This is a genomic window from Desulfobaculum sp. SPO524 (assembly GCF_044987625.1).
Classification (GTDB): domain Bacteria; phylum Desulfobacterota; class Desulfovibrionia; order Desulfovibrionales; family Desulfovibrionaceae; genus Desulfobaculum.
In genome coordinates, this window is sequence record NZ_JBJDSB010000006.1 from 159,000 (window position 1) to 176,296 (window position 17,297).

The 17,297-nt window shown below is 64.5% G+C and carries 15 protein-coding genes and 1 tRNA gene; 3 read left to right on the forward strand and 13 right to left on the reverse strand.

Annotation, left to right across the window (positions count from 1 at the left end):
• Positions 1-65 precede the first annotated feature (65 nt).
• Positions 66-1,337, reverse strand: a complete 1,272-nt coding sequence (locus ACI3L3_RS16120) for a M48 family metallopeptidase (RefSeq protein WP_404846179.1) — start codon at positions 1,335-1,337, stop codon at positions 66-68.
• A 44-nt stretch (positions 1,338-1,381) separates the two neighbouring features.
• On the opposite strand from ACI3L3_RS16120, the gene ACI3L3_RS16125 reads away from it, so the two are divergent.
• Positions 1,382-2,185: a Mut7-C RNAse domain-containing protein gene (locus ACI3L3_RS16125; protein WP_404846180.1), complete on the forward strand. Its 804-nt coding sequence runs from the start codon at positions 1,382-1,384 to the stop codon at positions 2,183-2,185.
• Between the two features lie 75 nt (positions 2,186-2,260).
• Here ACI3L3_RS16125 and ACI3L3_RS16130 read toward each other — a convergent pair.
• Positions 2,261-2,337, reverse strand: a tRNA-Glu gene (locus ACI3L3_RS16130).
• A 259-nt stretch (positions 2,338-2,596) separates the two neighbouring features.
• On the opposite strand from ACI3L3_RS16130, the gene ACI3L3_RS16135 reads away from it, so the two are divergent.
• A complete protein-coding gene (locus ACI3L3_RS16135; protein ID WP_404846181.1) occupies positions 2,597-4,552 on the forward strand; it encodes a methyl-accepting chemotaxis protein in 1,956 nt (651 codons plus the stop codon).
• Between the two features lie 1,600 nt (positions 4,553-6,152).
• Here the strand turns inward: ACI3L3_RS16135 and ACI3L3_RS16140 are convergent.
• The 3 genes from ACI3L3_RS16140 to ACI3L3_RS16150 form a co-directional block, all read right to left on the reverse strand.
• Positions 6,153-7,529: a sigma-54-dependent transcriptional regulator gene (locus ACI3L3_RS16140; RefSeq protein ID WP_404846182.1), complete on the reverse strand. Its 1,377-nt coding sequence runs from the start codon at positions 7,527-7,529 to the stop codon at positions 6,153-6,155.
• Between the two features lie 64 nt (positions 7,530-7,593).
• Positions 7,594-9,027 carry a sensor histidine kinase gene (locus ACI3L3_RS16145; RefSeq protein WP_404846183.1) on the reverse strand — a complete coding sequence of 478 codons (1,434 nt, stop codon included), beginning with the start codon at positions 9,025-9,027 and terminating at the stop codon, positions 7,594-7,596.
• Between the two features lie 258 nt (positions 9,028-9,285).
• Positions 9,286-10,461, reverse strand: coding sequence for a pyridoxal phosphate-dependent aminotransferase (locus ACI3L3_RS16150; protein ID WP_404846184.1), 1,176 nt, complete (start codon positions 10,459-10,461; stop codon positions 9,286-9,288).
• A gap of 152 nt (positions 10,462-10,613) precedes the next feature.
• Here ACI3L3_RS16150 and sfsA point away from each other — a divergent pair, with 152 nt between their 5' ends.
• Entirely contained in the window at positions 10,614-11,333 is a 720-nt protein-coding gene (gene sfsA, locus ACI3L3_RS16155; protein ID WP_404846185.1) for a DNA/RNA nuclease SfsA, read from the forward strand.
• A gap of 10 nt (positions 11,334-11,343) precedes the next feature.
• Here sfsA and ACI3L3_RS16160 read toward each other — a convergent pair whose 3' ends face one another.
• The 8 genes from ACI3L3_RS16160 to ACI3L3_RS16195 all read right to left on the reverse strand — a co-directional run bounded on the left by ACI3L3_RS16160 (position 11,344) and on the right by ACI3L3_RS16195 (position 17,295).
• Positions 11,344-12,186: a tetratricopeptide repeat protein gene (locus ACI3L3_RS16160; RefSeq protein ID WP_404846186.1), complete on the reverse strand. Its 843-nt coding sequence runs from the start codon at positions 12,184-12,186 to the stop codon at positions 11,344-11,346.
• A 100-nt stretch (positions 12,187-12,286) separates the two neighbouring features.
• Positions 12,287-12,814 carry a Tfp pilus assembly protein FimT/FimU gene (locus ACI3L3_RS16165; protein ID WP_404846187.1) on the reverse strand — a complete coding sequence of 176 codons (528 nt, stop codon included), beginning with the start codon at positions 12,812-12,814 and terminating at the stop codon, positions 12,287-12,289.
• Positions 12,783-13,235: a type II secretion system major pseudopilin GspG gene (gene gspG, locus ACI3L3_RS16170; protein WP_404846188.1), complete on the reverse strand. Its 453-nt coding sequence runs from the start codon at positions 13,233-13,235 to the stop codon at positions 12,783-12,785. The genes ACI3L3_RS16165 and gspG overlap by 32 nt, the downstream gene beginning before the upstream one ends.
• Positions 13,232-13,789: a hypothetical protein gene (locus ACI3L3_RS16175; protein ID WP_404846189.1), complete on the reverse strand. Its 558-nt coding sequence runs from the start codon at positions 13,787-13,789 to the stop codon at positions 13,232-13,234. The genes gspG and ACI3L3_RS16175 overlap by 4 nt, the downstream gene beginning before the upstream one ends.
• Positions 13,786-15,171 carry a hypothetical protein gene (locus tag ACI3L3_RS16180; RefSeq protein ID WP_404846190.1) on the reverse strand — a complete coding sequence of 462 codons (1,386 nt, stop codon included), beginning with the start codon at positions 15,169-15,171 and terminating at the stop codon, positions 13,786-13,788. Before ACI3L3_RS16180 ends, ACI3L3_RS16175 begins: the two co-directional genes overlap by 4 nt.
• Positions 15,168-16,214, reverse strand: coding sequence for a hypothetical protein (locus tag ACI3L3_RS16185; RefSeq protein WP_404846191.1), 1,047 nt, complete (start codon positions 16,212-16,214; stop codon positions 15,168-15,170). The genes ACI3L3_RS16180 and ACI3L3_RS16185 overlap by 4 nt, the downstream gene beginning before the upstream one ends.
• The gene (locus ACI3L3_RS16190; RefSeq protein ID WP_404846192.1) at positions 16,211-16,864 is read right to left on the reverse strand and encodes a prepilin-type N-terminal cleavage/methylation domain-containing protein; all 654 of its coding nucleotides are present in this window, start codon (positions 16,862-16,864) and stop codon (positions 16,211-16,213) included. The genes ACI3L3_RS16185 and ACI3L3_RS16190 overlap by 4 nt, the downstream gene beginning before the upstream one ends.
• A complete protein-coding gene (locus ACI3L3_RS16195; protein ID WP_404846193.1) occupies positions 16,861-17,295 on the reverse strand; it encodes a prepilin-type N-terminal cleavage/methylation domain-containing protein in 435 nt (144 codons plus the stop codon). Before ACI3L3_RS16195 ends, ACI3L3_RS16190 begins: the two co-directional genes overlap by 4 nt.
• Positions 17,296-17,297: the final 2 nt, after the last annotated feature.

Genomic DNA, 17,297 nt, shown 5'->3' on the forward strand with positions numbered 1-17,297 from the left:
CCGATACCATGAAATACGATATGATTACATTTTGTCAACGCCGCGTCTGGTGCCTGCTGACGCCTCTATGCCGGTTCGCTGGCTGACCGGGGCGCGTCCTGCGCCGCCAGCCGCCGCAAAGCGCGGATGCGGTCCAGCACCGGCGGGTGCGAATAGTTGACGAACACATACGCCGGATGCGGCGTTAAATTCGACAGGTTGGACACGGACAGCGTCTTCAGCGCGGTGACAAGGGCCTCCGGGTCGCCCGTGGTGCGCGCGGCAAAGCGGTCCGCCTCGTACTCATGACGGCGCGACACAGCCTGCGCCGCCACGGACAAAACAAGGGACACCGGCGTATACAGCAGCATAAAGAACACCAGCCCGGCATACACCGTGGGCTGGGCCATGCCGAACGCCCCGGCAAGCTCCGCGTCCGTCAGGAAAAAGGACATTAGCCAAAACACCACGCCCGTCTTGATGATGGACACCACAAGAAAGCGGCGCACATGCCCAAGGGAGCTGTGCCCCACCTCGTGCGCCACAATGGCGACAATCTCACGCGGGGTGTGCTTGTCGATGAGGGTGTCGAACAGCGCAATGCGCTTGCGCTTGCCGAAGCCCGTAAAAAAAGCGTTGGATTTGGCCGAGCGACGCGAGCCGTCTATCACGAACAGGCCCGACAACTCAAAGCCTACCTTGTCGATGTAGGATTCAATGGCGTCGCGCAGCTGGCCCGGCTCCAGCGGGGTAAAGGTATTGAACAGCGGCAGGATAAACGTTGGCGCAATATACTGCAGGCCAACCATCACACATACCAGCGCGCCCCACGCCCACAGCCACGCCAACTCGCCCGCCGTGGTAAAGAACCACAACAGCATCGCCAGAATGGGCCCACCAATGGCAACGGTCAACAGCCATGACTTGGCCCTGTCCATGGCGAACGTCGCAAAGGTTGTGGTATTGAATCCAAAACGCTCCTCAAGGACAAAGGTGCGGTACAGGGCAAAAGGAACAAACAGCACCTCATTCAGGGCCAGCAGGATGCCCATGAACACCAGCCCCGTCACAAGGGGACCGCCGCCAACGGCGCGGGCGACGGCGTCCACCGCCGGAAAGCCCCCAAGCAGGATAAAGGCAACCATGGCCGCCAGCCCAACGGTATCCGCCACCAGCGAATACCGCGACGTGGCGCGTGTATACTCCTGCGACGACGCATAGGCCTTCGCATCAAAAACATCCGCAAACTCCTGCGGCACCGTGGGGTCCAGCGCGGCGGCATTCAGGCGGGAGACAGTCGTATTCACGGCCCAGCCAAGGACCATGGACCCAATAATGACAATGAGATAGATATTCATGGCAGGCTCTACTCGAATGTTTGACGACAACAAGCGGGGATGAAGTGGTACACCCTGTCGCAGTCTTTCGGTTCCACGGTGACATACGGCAATTCCTGAAGCCCGGCAACACGCGCCGCGCCTTGTCCGGACTCTCCAGCCTGCGCGAGGCCCGCTCACGCGGAGAAATCACCGTCCCAGCAGCCCGAAGCGCCGCCATCAAGGACGAGATTGAAGCCGTCGGTGTGCCGCACACCGAGGTAGGGCGCATTCTTATGGCCGGCGTGCCCTGCGGTTTTGACACGCACCTCGCGCCGGGAGCCGTCTACGACGTGCATCCCCTCGCCCCGCCCGTGGACGTCACCACGCCCCATCCGCTCCACCCCACGCCCTTTCCGGGGGTGCGCTTTATCGTGGACGTGAACGTGCGCCAACTGGGCACCCTGCTGCGCCTGCTTGGCTGCGACGCGGCCTTTGACAACGTATGGGATGACGATGAAATCGCCCGCCGCGCAGAAAAGGAACGCCGCATCGTCCTCACACGAGACCGCGCCCTGCTCCACCGCTCCGCCATCGTCTGGGGCCGGCTCATCCGCAGCGCCGCGCCGGACGATCAACTGCTGGAGGTGCTGCATCTCTTCGGCCTCACTGGCCCCTTCACCCCGTTCACGCGCTGCCTACGCTGCAATACACCCCTTGAGCGCGTCCCCAAGGCGGACATCCTCCACAGGCTTCAGCCGCTCACCAAAAAATACCATACCACCTTTCACATCTGCCCGACATGCCAGCGCATTTACTGGCCCGGCACCCACAGGGACGCCATGCTGGAGCGGCTGGCACGGCTGGGGATTCGTGTTGGAGGGGGGTGATGGTTGAGGGGAAAGAGGGAGAAAGCAAAGAAAAAGCGGCCGACGCAGAATGCGTCGGCCGCTTTGGTATCGAAGTGGCGTCCCCAAGGGGATTTGAACCCCTGTTATCGGCGTGAGAGGCCGACGTCCTAGGCCAGCTAGACGATGGGGACGCGCTGGCGGTCCGGGTTGTCCGGATGCCGAGTGGTTATGAAGGAGGGGGTGGGGGAAGTCAAGTGGTTTTTCTCCATCCACCGGCAGCACAAGCGTACCGCGCTCTTGGGTCCGGCGGGGCATGCGTTGTTCACCCTGCTAGGCGTGGACTTTTTCGCCCGTCTGGGGCTTAATATGAAGGATTGGTGTGCTGCAGCAAGCGCCCGACCAATACGCAACGCATAAGCCAAGGAGAGCGCAATGGGGATACGTGTAAAGATGCTGGCTCCCCTCTTGATGGTGGCCTTACTTATGGCAATTTCCGGTTATCTGGTGTTGAGCAGTCAGTTCAACAAACTGGAGAAATCCTTCGTTTCTCTGACGCTCCAAGGCAAAATGGATGACGCACAACAATCCATCGCCCAAATGTCCCACAACGCCCTTCAGCAAGCCGCCCTCTTCAGCCAAATGCCCGCGGTGGTGCGTGCCTTCGAGATTGCCCATCAAGGGAATATGGACGCACCCAAGGACCCATTTGCGCAACAAGCGCGTGAAGAACTCCGCCGCTCTCTCGCCTCCATACTTAATGGCTACAAATCCATCGTCGGCACCTCCTTTCGCGCGCACTTTCACTTACCGACGGCACGCAGTCTTGTACGCGTCTGGCGCGACAAACAGGCCAAACAAAACGGCCAATGGGTCGACATTTCGGATGATTTGTCCACATTCCGCAACACGGTCATCGACGTCAACACAACAAAGGCCCCCCTTCAAGGCATTGAGCCAGGTCGCGGCGGCTTCACCATTCGCGGCCTTGCGCCCGTCACCTCACCAGACGGCACCCACCTTGGTTCCGTGGAAGTGCTTATTGGTTTTGCCAGCGTTTTGCAGGCTCTTGAATCCTCCAAGCACATCCGCACCCAACTCTATATGGACGCCGCCCTTCTGCCCATCACCACAAGACTCCAGAATCCGGAACGCAATCCCCTGCGCGACGGCAAATATGTTCTCGTCTACGGCAAGGACAACACCGAGGTGCAAAACCTGACAACCGCCGACTTTCTCGCTCAGGGCATGAAAACGACCCACGTCGCGCTCAAGGGCGCTTCCGCCCTCGGGGCCCTTCCTGTCAAAGACTACCGCGGCAACGTTATAGGCTCCATCGTCATGGCCATGGATATTTCGACCCAGCTCGCCATGGTCAGCACCGTTATGTGGGCCATGGCCGGAATTATCGCCATTCTGGTCGCGGTGCCCATCGTCATTATTCTCTTTGTGCTCCAACGCGCAGTCATGCTCCCCGTGCGCGACTGCGCCCACATCGCCACACAGATTGCCTCCGGCAACCTGCAATCCGCCCGCGTCGCAGAACGTTCGGACGAAATGGGAACCATCTTCAGGGCCATGCACACCATGCAAGACAAACTGACCGACACCATCAGCGACGCCCAAGACGTCGCAGCAGACGTCGCCGACGAGTGCAGCACGCTTGCCTCTTCCAGCGAAACTCTGTCGCAAGGGGCAACACGACAAGCCGCCGGACTTCAGGAGGTTTCCGCCAGCATGGAGGAAATGTCCGGCTCGCTCAAGCAATCTGCCGAGATCGCGGGCAAGACAGAGTCCATTGCTTCACAGGCCGCCCAAAATGCGCAGACAGGCGGCGATACGGTCAAGCGCACCGTAGAAGCCATGAAGAAAATTGCAGAGGAAATCACCATCATTGAGGACATCGCGAGGCAAACCAACCTGCTCGCCCTCAACGCCGCCATTGAGGCCGCCCGAGCGGGTGAGGCAGGCAAGGGCTTCGCCGTGGTCGCCGCAGAAGTCCGCAAACTCGCCGAACGTTCCGGCACAGCCGCCGCAGGCATCTCCGAGCTGTCCAGCAGTAGCGTCAGCGTCGCGGAAGAGGCCGGGCGGCTCCTCGAACAAATGGTCCCCGACATCCAAAGCACCGCCGACCTCATTCAGGAGATATCTGCCGCCGCCACAGAACAAAGCGCAGGGGTCACTCAAGTCACTGATACGCTCCATGATCTCGACGCCGTCATCCAAGAGAACGCCTCCGCCTCGGAACGACTGGCCACAACCGCCGCTTCTCTTTCGTCCAAAGCCACAATCCTGAAACGCTCCATGAGTTATTTTCATGTGAATGGCGCAAGGAACAACACGCTTGAAGCAGGGCGCGTGGCATCGTTGGAACAAGGGGAGAAGGCTGGCGAATTTGAACGGTATTAAGGTTTTTGGTTGAAGTGGGGTTGTAAGGAGGGGGGGGGAGAGGGGAAGAGAGGGAATGCGGAAATCAGGAAGAGAAAGAAGAGGAAGAAGAGAGGAGGACGAGGAAAAGGTCTTGGTGGTGTGGCGTTGTGGTGGCGGGGCCAAGAGGTGCTTTCGATGTCGAAGAAAGGCGGCTTTGGTGGTGGTGCGCTGTGTTGGCGGGGCCGAGAGGTGCTTTCGTTGGTATTTCTGTATGTTGTCGCCGTGTCTCCGACGGCCAAAGGGTGATGGGGGAACCTTGCAGGATTCCCCCCGCACCCTCTGGACACCCGCCCCCCTCCAGCCGGAGCCGGATGGATGATGGAGGTGGACACGAAGCGGTCTCGGGCGTGATTTTTTACGCTATGGGCGGCGGGCTGACCGGGTGCTGTGCGCGTGAGTTGGTGGTGGGCGTGTGGCGGCGCGCGGCACGGGCTGGGCCGCTCTGAACGCTTGGAAGCGTTCGAATGCTTTGAGATTCCGTGCTTCGCGCGGAGGGATGGTGGTTGGGGAGTTTGGGAATGAGGTTGGAGATGGGGAAGGATGGCGGCGGGCTGACCGAGTGCTTTGCGCGGATGTTCGCGGTGGGCGTGTGGCGGCGCGCGGCACGGGCTAGGCCGCTCTGGACGCTTGGAAGCGTTCGAATGCTTTGAGATTCCGTGCTTCGCGCGGAGGGATGGTGGTTGGGGAGTTTGGGAATGAGGTTGGAGATGAGGAAGGATGGCGGCGGGCTGACCGAGTGCTGTGCGCGGATGTTCGCGGTGGGCGTGTGGCGGCGCGCGGCACGGGCTGGGCCGCTCTGAACGCTTGGAAGCGTCCGAATGCTTTGGGTTTCCGTGCTTCGCGCGGAGGGATGGTGGTTGGGGGAGTTTGGGAATGAGGTTGGAGATGGGGAAGGATGGCGGCGGGCTGACCGAGTGCTGTGCGCGGATGTTCGCGGTGGGCGTGTGGCGGCGTACGGCACGGGCTAGGCCGCTCTGAACGCTTGGAAGCGTTCGAATGCTTTGAGATTCCGTGCTTCGCGCGGAGGGATGGTGGTTGGGGAGTGTTGGAAATGAGGTTGGAGATGGGGAAGGATGGCGGCGGGCTGGCCGGGTGCTTTGCGCGGATGTTCGCGGTGGGCGCGTGGCGGCGCGCGGCACGGGCTAGGCCGCTCTGAACGCTTGGAAGCGTTCGAATGCTTTGGGATTCAGTGCTTCGCGCTGGGGAATGGACTCACGCGACTCGGTGAACTCTTTTTACGGAACGCACATTCCTCACCTCTCCCCTTCCTTCGGGAATCATAGAAAAAACAAAGCCGTATTACAGTCGTAATACGGCCCCATCATTTCCCAAACAGGGATTCTCACCGCCGCGCCCAAGGCGCAACGCCCCCCAAAAAACTCTTCCCCTCCACGCGGACGAGAGTCGTCAGGGGTGACGATTGTCTTTTTCACGGCACCCGGTCTGTGCGCACATGGGATTCTTAAGGGCCCTCGGCCCTTAAGCCTGCGGAGCACAAAACCGTATGCGCCTTCGCCTCATCCAGCCACGCACCACCGCCCCCACCGCAACACAACGCACCACGGCGCCATGTGCCGCCCTACTTCTGCCCGGTGATGCCGTACTTCTTCAGCTTGTACTGCAAAAGCGACTTGGAAATGCCAAGGGCTTCGGCGGCTTTTACTTTGACGAAGTCGTTACGGGCGAGGGCGCGGCGGACGAGGGCGGCCTCGATTTTTTCGAGGGTGTCGCTGAGGTTGAGACGCGAGGGGAGCAGGTCGACGGCGCCTTTAAACTGCGATTCTTCGTCACGCACTTCTGCGGGGAGGTCGTCCACAGCGATGGTGTCGCCGGAGGTGAGGACGACGCAGCGCTCGATGACGTTTTGCAACTGGCGCACGTTGCCGGGCCACTCGTAGCCGGAGATGTAGTTGAGGGCTTCGGAGGAGAAGCCTTGCAAATCCTTTTCATTTTCCGAGGCGTATTTCTGCAGAAAATGTGCGGCGAGGAGCGGAATGTCCTCGCGACGCTCGCGCAGGGGGGGCATCTGTATGCGCACCACGTTGAGGCGATAATAGAGGTCCTCGCGGAAGGTGCCGTCCTGCACGGCCTTGGCAAGGTCCACATTGGTGGCGGCCACGATGCGAATGTCCACTTCTATCTCGGCGGAGCCGCCGACGCGCTCGAACTTGCGTTCCTGCAGCACGCGCAGAAGTTTCACCTGCAACTCGGGAGTGAGTTCGCCTATTTCGTCGAGAAACAGGGTGCCGCCGTTGGCGAGCTCGAAACGGCCACGGCGGCTGGCGACGGCGCCGGAGAAGGAGCCTTTTTCGTGGCCGAAAAGCTCACTTTCCAAAACACCGGGGGCGAGGGCCATGCAGTTGACGGAGACGAAGGGCGCGTCCTTTCGCGGCGAGGCGAAGTGGATGGCGCGGGCGACAAGCTCCTTACCGGTGCCGGATTCGCCTTCGATGAGTACGGTACTGCGTGTGGGCGCGGCTTTGTCCACCATGTCGAGCACTTGGTGCATGGCCTTGGACTTGCCGATGATGTTGTGCAGGCCGTAGCGCTCTTCGAGGTTCTCGCGCAGCAGGCGGTTGCTGCGGTGCATGTCGGCAAGCTGCGTGGCCTTGGCAATGGAGAGAAGCAGCTCCTCATTGGAAAAGGGCTTGGTGATGTAGTCGAAGGCGCCGATGCGCATGGCCTCAACGGCGGACTCAATACTGCCGAAGGCGGTCATGATCAGCACGGGAATATGGGGATAATTCCGGTGCACGTGCTCCAGAACCTCGTTGCCGGAGAGCTTGGGCATCTTCATATCCGTAATGAGGACGTCCACTTCGGACTCCTCCAGATAGGTCAGGGCCAGTTCCGGATCGGATAGCGCGGTGACGTTGTACCCCGCCTCGTCGAGGAGGGCTTCGAGTACGACCAGATAGTTCCGTTCATCGTCGAGTACGAGAATATTATGCGCCATTGTTGCCTGTCACCTTGCTGAACTGAAACGTGAATGAAATCTGCATGCTGCCGGACGCGCTGCGTTAGGCGGCGGGAAAAACGATGACCACGCGGGCACCGCCGCTTTCGGCGTTTTCGAGCTGAAAGTCGGCGTTGTGGCTGGCCAGAATGTTGGTCACGATGGCCAGCCCGAGTCCGGTGCCATTGTGCTTGGTGGTATAGAAGGGGTCTGTGGCCTTTTCCAGGACTTCTTCCGAGAATCCCGGACCGTTGTCGGTAATGGCGACGCGCACGCCGCGCTGAATGGGACGCGCCACAACGGAGACCTTGCCGCCGTCGGCCACGGCCTGCAGCGCGTTGCCGATGATGTTGTATACGGCGCGGTAGAGCAGGTCCTTGTCGCCGCGCACGAGAAGGCCCTCGGGCACATCCTTCACCACGGCAACGCCGCGCTCGCGGCATTCGTGCTCCAAAAAGGCCACGGCCTGCCCAAGCACACTGCCGATATCCACCTTTTCCATACGCGGATTCTTGGGCCGCGCGTAGTCGAGGAAGTCGTTGACGGTCTGGCCGAGGCGGCGGATTTCGTCGTTCATGACCTCAAGCATGCGCGTGGAGGAGGGACTTTGCTCGGTGCTGGCCTTCTTGAGCAAAAATTCCGCGCTGGACTGGATGATGCCGAGGGGGTTGCGGATTTCGTGGGCAATGCCCGCCACAACGCGGCCCATGCTGGCGAGCTTTTCGGCTTGGTGGAGTTCGCGCTCCAGCTTTTCACGCTCGGCCACGCGCTGGGCGTTAAGCTCGTCGGCCTTGTGAATCATCGCCAGCAGCACAAGGAACAGGACAAGGGACGACACAATGGCCGTGAAGATAATCAGCCACTGAAAGCTGATGACGGTCTTGTAATCGTCAGTGATATCCTGTGTGAATTCAAGGATACCCATGGTCTGCCCCGATGGCCCACCCGGAAAGAGACTGCGCTCGGTACGCAGGGGATAAACCATGCGCAGCACCACACTTTTGGGCTGCATGTCAAAGTCGAACATGGCTTGCCACGGTGGTACGCGGCTTATGACCTCAAAGCTGTGCTCCAGCTTATTGAAGGCCTGACGTACAGCGGCCCCGGCCAAATCCCGCCGCCCCACAACGTCCTTGTTCAGGGAAAAGGAGACGACCTCTTCGTTGTCGTAGATGCGGAACTCAAAAACGTGCTGCCCATGGATTGTTTCCCTGATGACGTTCTCAAGCTGCCGGTATTGCTCGGGATTGGAGAGCTCAATATGCCGAAAGCGCAGAAGCGTCGGCACGGTGAACCGCTGAAAAACTTGGTGGTTGATATTTTCGGCGAGCAGGTGGGCAAATTCCTGCTGCTTGGTGAGCAGGGTCTGGCGCGCGTAGTTGGCCATGATGACGGACAAAAACAGCCCGGACGCAAGAATGAGCGCCAGCGAACCCCATGACAGGAACTTCGCCAGTTTGAACGGCGCGGCGCCGATATCGGTACGTTGGGCGTTCACTCGTTTTCCTCCGCCGGGGCTGGCCCGAATAGCAGGCCTGAACCATCAGGCCCATACATATGACATGCGTTGAATCACAACCATCTGAAACACTTTGGAGCGTAGACAGATGCGGCCACCATACGCCGCGGCAACCACAAGCGGCTCTCGCCATGGCGGCAGGCGCGGCCCGCCACAGGCGCAGGCCGCGTCCGCCAAAACATCAACGGTCCCGGCCGGGCCGAAACCACACGCGCCGCCAAAGGGCGCGCCATAACACTATTTTCCCGTCAGCACGCGCCCCACGCGGGTGAGGGCGTCCACGACGGTGTCGTCGTCAAGGGCGTAGGAGAAGCGCACGCAGGCGTCGTCACCAAAGGCCGCACCGGGCACGGCGGCAACTCCAGCCTCTTCCAGAAGCAGGGTGCACAGCTCCGTGGAATTTTTGAACCTGTCGCAGTACAGCGCGCTCACGTCCGGGAAGATGTAGAACGCGCCATCCGGACGCGGGCACACAACGCCGGGCCACGATGCCACAACGTCCATGGCCTTGTCGCGGCGGCGGGCAAAGGCGTCGCACATATCCCCAAGCATTTCGCGCGGTCCGGTGAGCGCCGCAAGGGCCGCATGCTGGGCAATGGAGCACACGTTGGACGTGCTCTGGCTCTGCACCTTGGACATGGCTTTGACGAGGTCAGGATGCGCAAGGGTGAAGCCCACGCGCCAGCCCGTCATGGCGAAGCTCTTGGACAGACCGTTCACTACGGCCACGGATTCGGGGTGCTGCTCCCAAAAGGGGGCAAGGCTCACCGGTTCTGCCGGGGCGTAAACGAGGCGGTCGTAGATTTCGTCGGAAATGACGAACACCCCGCGAGACACCGCCCACTGCGCAATGGCGGTGAGCTCGGCCTCGGTGTACGCAACGCCCGTGGGGTTGGACGGCGAGTTCAGGATGAGCGCGCGCGTGCGGGGCGTGGCCGCCCGGTCCAAATCCTCGGGCGTCAGCTTAAAGCCCTGCGAGGCCGGAGCGCCCACCACAACGGGCACGCCGTCGGCCAGCTCCACCATAGCGGGATAGCTGACCCAGTACGGCCCGGGGATGAGCACCTCGTCGCCGGGATCGAGCAGGCATTGCAGCAGGTTATAGAGCGCCTGCTTGCCGCCGTTGGTCACGATGGTGCTGTCCGCCCCTGCGGACGTTCCGTAGTACGAATTGAAATACTCTGCGACAGCTTCGCGCAGGGCCGGGATGCCCGGAACCTGCGTATAGCGCGTCATCCCGTCGTCCACGGCCTTCTTGGCGGCATCGCAAATATGCTGCGGCGTCGCGAAGTCCGGTTCCCCAACGGACAGGCTGACAATCTCGCGCCCCTGAGCGCGCAGTTCCATGGCCTTACTGCTCACGGCCAGCGTCGCGGACGGCTTGACCTGTGCAATTTTCTTCGAAAGTCTCATAAACCACCTGTATCACAACAAAAGAGAATACCAACTCCCCTCAGCCGCTGTTCGTCTCCCCGGTTGTAGTGGAATTTCCCATGAAATGAAAGCCGTCAGCCCGCCCCGGGCGCGCCTTGACCTTTGCCATGGCGCGGAGCACAAGGGCCTGTATGCCAACATCACACCCCCCTCTTCTTCCCTTTCCCGAGGACTGCCTCACCGGCCGGTTCATCCGCCGCGTCAAACGCTTTAGCGTGGAGGCCGACGTGGACGGCGCATCCGTATGGGCGCACACCAACAATTCCGGCAGCATGCTGGGTCTGCTGCGTCCGGGGGCGGAGGTTTTGCTGTCCCCTGCGGCCAACCCGAACCGCAAGCTCAAGTACACGCTGGAGACGATGGACTTTCACGGCACACGCGTGGGCGTGAATACCCTGACGCCAAACCGCCTGCTCAAGGCGGCATTTTATGCGGGAGTTTTGCCGGAAACGGCGGGGTATACCGAGTTCCGCGCGGAGTCCACCATTGGGGATTCGCGCCTTGATGCGCGCCTTGATGGGCCGCAGGGCGCGCTGTACGTGGAGGCCAAAAATGTCACCCTTGTGGAGGATGACGTGGCGGTGTTCCCGGATGCGGTGACCACACGCGGGCAAAAGCACCTGCGCGAGCTGATGTCCCTTGCCGGGCAAGGCATCCGTGTGGCGTGCTTTTATCTCATCCAGCGCGATGACGCCTCGTGCTTTGGCCCGGCGGACTTCATCGACCCGGAATTTGCGCGGCTGCTGCATATGGCGGCGGAGCGCGGCGTGGAAATTTGGCCCTATGTGGCCACGGTCACCCCGCGCGGGATTAGCCTTGGGCGCCGCCTGCCCTACGTTGGAGGCGCCTAGCCCTCCGGCATTACAGCTTGGCCTTATAGGCCTCGTACTGCGTACACAGCCCAAGCTCGCACGCGCGGCGCAGGTCGGCCATACCCTTGTCCCGTGCCCCGCCACCAAGACGCAGCACCCCCCGGTTCACATAGGCTTCGCCAAGTGACGGCATGCGGGCCACGGCGCGGGTGTAGTCGTTTTCCGCGCCGGGCATATCGCCAGCCGCCTCGCGGACACGGGCGCGGTTGTAGTAGTACCGGGCCACCCCCGGCTCAAGAGTGATGGCGCGCGTCAGCGCGGCGTCGGCCTGCGCCACACGGTCACAACGCAGCAGCGCCACTCCAAGATTATTCCACGTCCCGCTCTGGTCCGGCGCGCGGTCCGTTGCGGCGCGCAGGTCGCGGCAGGCCTCGGCATTGAGACCAAGGGCAAGGTTGGCCCGGCCACGGCTGGCGTACCCCGCCGCCGCATCCGGCGCGTAGGTGATGGCGGCGCTGAAATCCTCGGCCGCAAGGCCTGCTTCACCAGCCGCCAGCCACGCCCGGCCCCGGATAAGCAGCGCGGAAGCGCTACGCGAATTCCGGGTAAGGGCGGCGTCGCACGCGTCGCGGCACTCGTCAAAGCGGTGGAGGCCGAACAGGGCAAGAGCGCGGTTAATGTGATAGCCCGTGACGCCCGGCTGCGCGCGGCACGCGGCGGTGGCATCATGCAAGGCGGCTTTGGGGCGGCCAAGACGCAGCAGCAGCGCCGCACGGGTGTTCATATCCCGCGCTGTGGCATGGCCGCTGGCCACAAGGGCGTCAGCGCGCCGCAGGGCCTGCTCAACGTCCCCAAGCAGAACGGCGTCCAGCAGGGCCACCCGCTGGGCCATGGGTGCTGACGACTCCTCCGCCACGTGGGACCGCGACGCGCACGAACACACCACACAAGCGCACAACAGCGCGGCGCAACACCGAAACACCCTGCCCATATCATCCCCCATCTGCTCTTGTATCAATTCGTTCCACGGGCGTGCGGCTCACCGTCACACGCTGGCTGAGGGCCTTCACCCGCGCCCACACACGCGCCCGGCCATCCCCGACGCACAGGACCACAGGCTTCACCAGCCCGGACGGCTGCGCCACAAGCACCACCTGTCCGGCATCCTGCCGTCCCAAAGCCGCCGTGCGCGCCCAAAGGATGCGGCGCGGGTCCCGCACGGTCACGCGCCCAGCGCGGCGCTGCGGGCTTTCCGGCGCGCCTGAGGGGCGCGTCGCCACCGTTTGGGCGTCCAAATCCACAATCACCTGCCATGGCTGGCCCGTCAGCATGGCCTGCGTGCGGGCGCGTTGCACCACGGCGGCGCACCGGCGGGCCGTCGCATACAGCGCCTCCGCGCCGCCAGCCCCGCGCCACGGCGCAAGGGCAAACCCCGCGACGCAGGCCGCGATGGCCAGCACGACCAGCACCTCTACAAGCGTGAAGGCGCTATTCGATGGTCCAGCTACCGATGTCCGCATCGTCGCCCACGCCGCCACGTTGGCCGTCCGCGCCATAGGAAAGCACATCAAAAGGCCCATGCTCGCCCGGACTGAGGTACACATAGCGCGTGCCCCACGGGTCGCGCGGCACCTTGGCGATATAGCCGTGCTTTGGATAGTCACGCGGAACGCGGCCTGTACGCGGCTTGGTCACAAGGGCGTCCAGCCCCTGCTCCGTTGTGGGGTAGGCTCCGCAGTCGAGGGCGTACTTGTGCAGGGCGGTGGCGAGGCTTTCCATCTGGAGCTTGGCCTTCACCACGCGCGCCTTGTGCGGCTCGCCCATAAGACGCGGCGTCACCAGCCCGGCCAGCACGCCCAGAATCACTATGACCACCATGAGTTCCAACAGCGTAAAGCCCCCGCGCCCTCTCCGGCGCGGCGGTGTGGTGCGCGGTTTCACCGTGCGTCCTCCCTTTGTACATCTGCGCCGCCGGGGGCGGCGCGGGATATGGTCGCCGTCACGTTAACGGCGCGCCCCGACGTGTCAATTTCCAGCGCGGTGAGCGCCCCGCCACTCACCTGCTCCGCCCGCCACAAACAGCCAAGCACCGCACCAAGGGGCGCGGCCGCCCCCTCCCCCTGCGGAGCAAAATGCACGGTAACGGCATGCTGCGCGCCGTCATCAAGGCGCATGCCACTGCCGACGCCGGACGCCTTGGCCGCCCAGAAGAGGACATCTCGCAAACTGCTCTGCGGGCCGGGAATGGCCGCAGACTCCTGCGCCGTCGCAAAAATGGATTGGGGCCGCCTTGTTGCAATGTCGGCGCGGTACTGCGCGGCCTCGCGCCGCACGTGCTCTGTCGTGGCGACGGTGGCGGCGTAGTGAGCGCGCGCCTGCTCCCGCTGCTGGGCCAGCAGGACCAAACCAGCCCCCGCCGCCAGCAGGGCCGCAGCGCTCACCCACCGCCGCAGCGCCCCACTCCGCACGGCGCGCAACACGCCACGCACGCTCATCGCGCGCCCCGCAGTTGCGCGGTCAGGCGGTAGACGGCGCCGCGTCCGCCAGACGTCCTCGGCCCGGCCTCACAGCGCACGGCGTCAAACTCCGGCGACGCCTCAAGGGCGCGGGCGACAGCATCCGGGCTGACCGCCCCGTCCACACGCACCGTGCACCGCAACCCTTCGCCATCACAAGAAAACTGCACCAGACGCATCTTCGCGCCCGGAACGGCGCACCGCGTCAGCGCCACCAGCGCGCCAAGAACGCGGCCCTGCTCCGCCGCGCCTTCCACGCGAAGGGCCGCACGGCGGGCGCGAAGGATAGCCGCATATTCCTGCGCGCTGCGTCTGCCGGAAAGGCGGGGCAGCGCCTCATGAACGGCGGCGTGCATGGCCTCCACCTGCGCCGCCGCGCCCCGGTGGTGATCGGCAATATCCGCCCCCAGCATTCCGGCAAGGCTGACGCAGGCAAACCCCGCACAGGCCGCCACCACCCCGCGCGACACACCGCGCCGCGCCCCGCCACGCCGCGACGCAAAACACAATCCCGGTCCACGCTGCCGCGCCACGGCGGCAAGGCCCACCGCCGCGGAAAACTGCGCTGCATCCGCGCCGTCCATATAGCCCGGCACCTTGGGCGGCGGTGCGGGCGAGACTTCAAGCCCGCACAAACGCGCGGCGGCCTCGGCAATGGTCCGCGCGAGGCCCGTATCATGCCCCGTCCACACAATCCGCGTGGGCACGCAGATGCCGCGCTCCCGGCACCACACGGCCCACATGGCAATGCGGCGCGGCGCCTCCTGCGGCGGCGCGTCATCATCCAAAGATTCCGACCGGACAAACACAACTTCCCCGCCCGCCACGGCCACAAGGTCCACCACCGTACCCCGCAGGTCCATGACCAGCGCGTCCGAGCCGCCCTGCGCAGCCAGCGGCGCAAGGCCAAGCTGCGCAGGCCACACCGAGCAGGGCGTAAGCCCTACGCGGCAAAAGGCCTCAACCATGGCGCGCACGCGTTCCCGGTCCACCGCGGCGGCCAGCACCGTGCGCTGCGCGCCGCTGCGCCCCGTGCGCCGCCACGCGGTAGCAAGGCCATCAAGAGGCGTAGGGAGTTCCTGCTCCAGCGCCAGTTCCACCGCCTGCGCAAGCCGCCCTCCGGCGCGGCGGGGAAAGGAGAAGGGACGCCACAGCATGCGCTCCGCGCCTAGGCCCACGGCGCAGGCCGACCACGACATACCGCGCTCGCGCGCCGCATCCGCAATGCGGGCCGCCACGGCATCCGGCGGACCATCCGGAGCATCCACAAGCGCGGCGGCGCGAACGCGTGGCCGCACGCCAACACAGGCCACCGGCACAGGACGCCGGGACAAATCCACACAGAGTCTACCGCCCATCATGCCGCGTTTGTTCCTTCTCGTTGTCCTGTCCAGACCTGCGACCACACGACCTGCGAGGGGCCGCCGCCAACGCGCCGCACCGCCATACGCATGCGCCGCGTCACCCGCCCACAGCGGGCCTCGGCGTCCACCACAGCCACACGCGCGCGCACATCCACACACCGGACCACCACCGCCGCGAAGGATGCGCCGCCCGGCCCGCCGGGATGCAGATGCCAGCCGGGCACCCTACTACGCCGCGCATTACGCCGCCCGGTCTCCACAGCCCGCCAAAAGGCTTCACCCCGCTCCGGCGCCGTCACCAGCGCCATGACCACCTCACGCGGGGCGGTATTGATATTGATGCGTCCGCCCGTGTCCTCCACCGTAAGCAGCCTGCGCGCCTCAGCCGGCGGAAGCACGTCGCCCACCGTCAGCCCCGGTCCCACAGGCATCATGAGCGCCTCGCCAAGGGTCCGCAGCGGGCGGTTTGGCGCGCGGGACCCGCCCGGCGCAGTTCCAAAATGTTCCGCCTGTCCGCCGCCCCCACCGGCCATGCACGCGGCGTCATCCGCGTCCATCCAGTCCCGCATGCGGCCAAGAATCCGCCGCGCCTGCGCTGGGGACAGTGGGCGGCCTGCCTCCTGCGCAGCCAACCGCACCAGCCGCACGAAAACCCCGGCAAGGCCGCTTGCCTCCCGCACCTCCTGCGCGCGCAGCCGCGCCAGTGCGTTGAGGGGGAACTTCCCCGTCTCGTCTTGGATGGTCACGTGCAGCGCGCCCGTTGTGTAGCCCGGCACCGCCGCGCCCCCTTGCGCCTGCTGCGCCGCAAAGCGCGACAGATGCAGGCGCTCCGGCGCCGCGCGCTCAAAGGCCGCGCGCCCGGTGGCGATGCCCGCTTCAGCCAACGCCGTTGCCCCGGCCCTGTCCCGCAGCCACGCGGAACCGGCCTGTTCCACCCGCACGCTATGGGCGAGTTCCAGCGCCCACCACGAGCCGAGCGCCAGCACCACCAGCACAATGAGCACCACGCCCCCGCGCTGTTCCTGCCCGCGCGCCGTCATGGCCGCTCCCCGTCAGCAGGGCGAAGGGCCGCCGCGCGCACCGGCGCGGCAATGGTAAAGACGCGCCCATGCCCCTGCCCCATGGCAAGGCCAAGGCGAACCCGCACCACGCGCAGCCCCCGCGCCGCGTCGCCATCTTCCACGGCAATATCCATACTGCTCACCGCGTCAAAGACTTCCGCGCGCGCCCATGGGCCATCATCCGGCCCGCAGGACGCGCGCTCCTGACGGAAAAGTGTGGCGCGGCCGTCCCGGCCCTCACCCGGATGCAGAATGTACCGGACACGCTGCACCGCGTCCGGCTCCAGCGCCCTCCCCTCAAGGGGCTGCGCCCGGGTTGTCAGGTCCAGAACAGTCCGCGCCGTGCGGGCTGGCAGCTGCACCTGCCCGCCCACGCCGCGCGGCTCCTCATTTCCACGCGGCAGGGTCCGCACCACTTCGGCGGACCGTAAATCATCCTCCACAAGCGCAAGGCCAACCCGCGCCGCATGGCGCGCCGCCTGCACATCCCGCGCGTCCTGCACCCCGCGCATCAGTCCGCGAAGCGCGCCCAGCGCGCCAACAATCAGCGCCGCCGCCACGGCCAGCGCCACCAGCGTCTCCACCAGCGTAAAGCCACGGCCAGCACGCATGGTGACGCAAGACGTCATGACCGGCGCTCCGCAGGGCCGCCCTCGCGGTTCCGCAAGACCTTGGCGGTTTCAATGGCATAGCTATGCTCGCCCGCCTTCCCCCACCGCGCAGTGAGACGCAAGGCCAGCACTCCCGGCTCCTGCCACCATGTTGTCGTGGTCCACGTCACGTCCGGCGTCGCCGCCGGCGTCTGGCTTCCGGAATCAGTCGCGGTGCCGGGGACAAAGCGGCGGCCGGGCGGCTGGGCGCGCCATCGCGCCAACTGGGCCACGGCCTCACGCACCACTGCGTCACGCCGGGACAGGGCCGCAACCTCGGCCTGACTGCGCTGCACGCCATGCAGCACGGCCACAAGGCCAAGCCCTGCCAGCGCCAGTGCCACCAGCGTTTCCACGAAGGTGATGCCCCGCTGCGCCGCGCGCCGTGTGGGATGCCCGTACGCCTGCACGC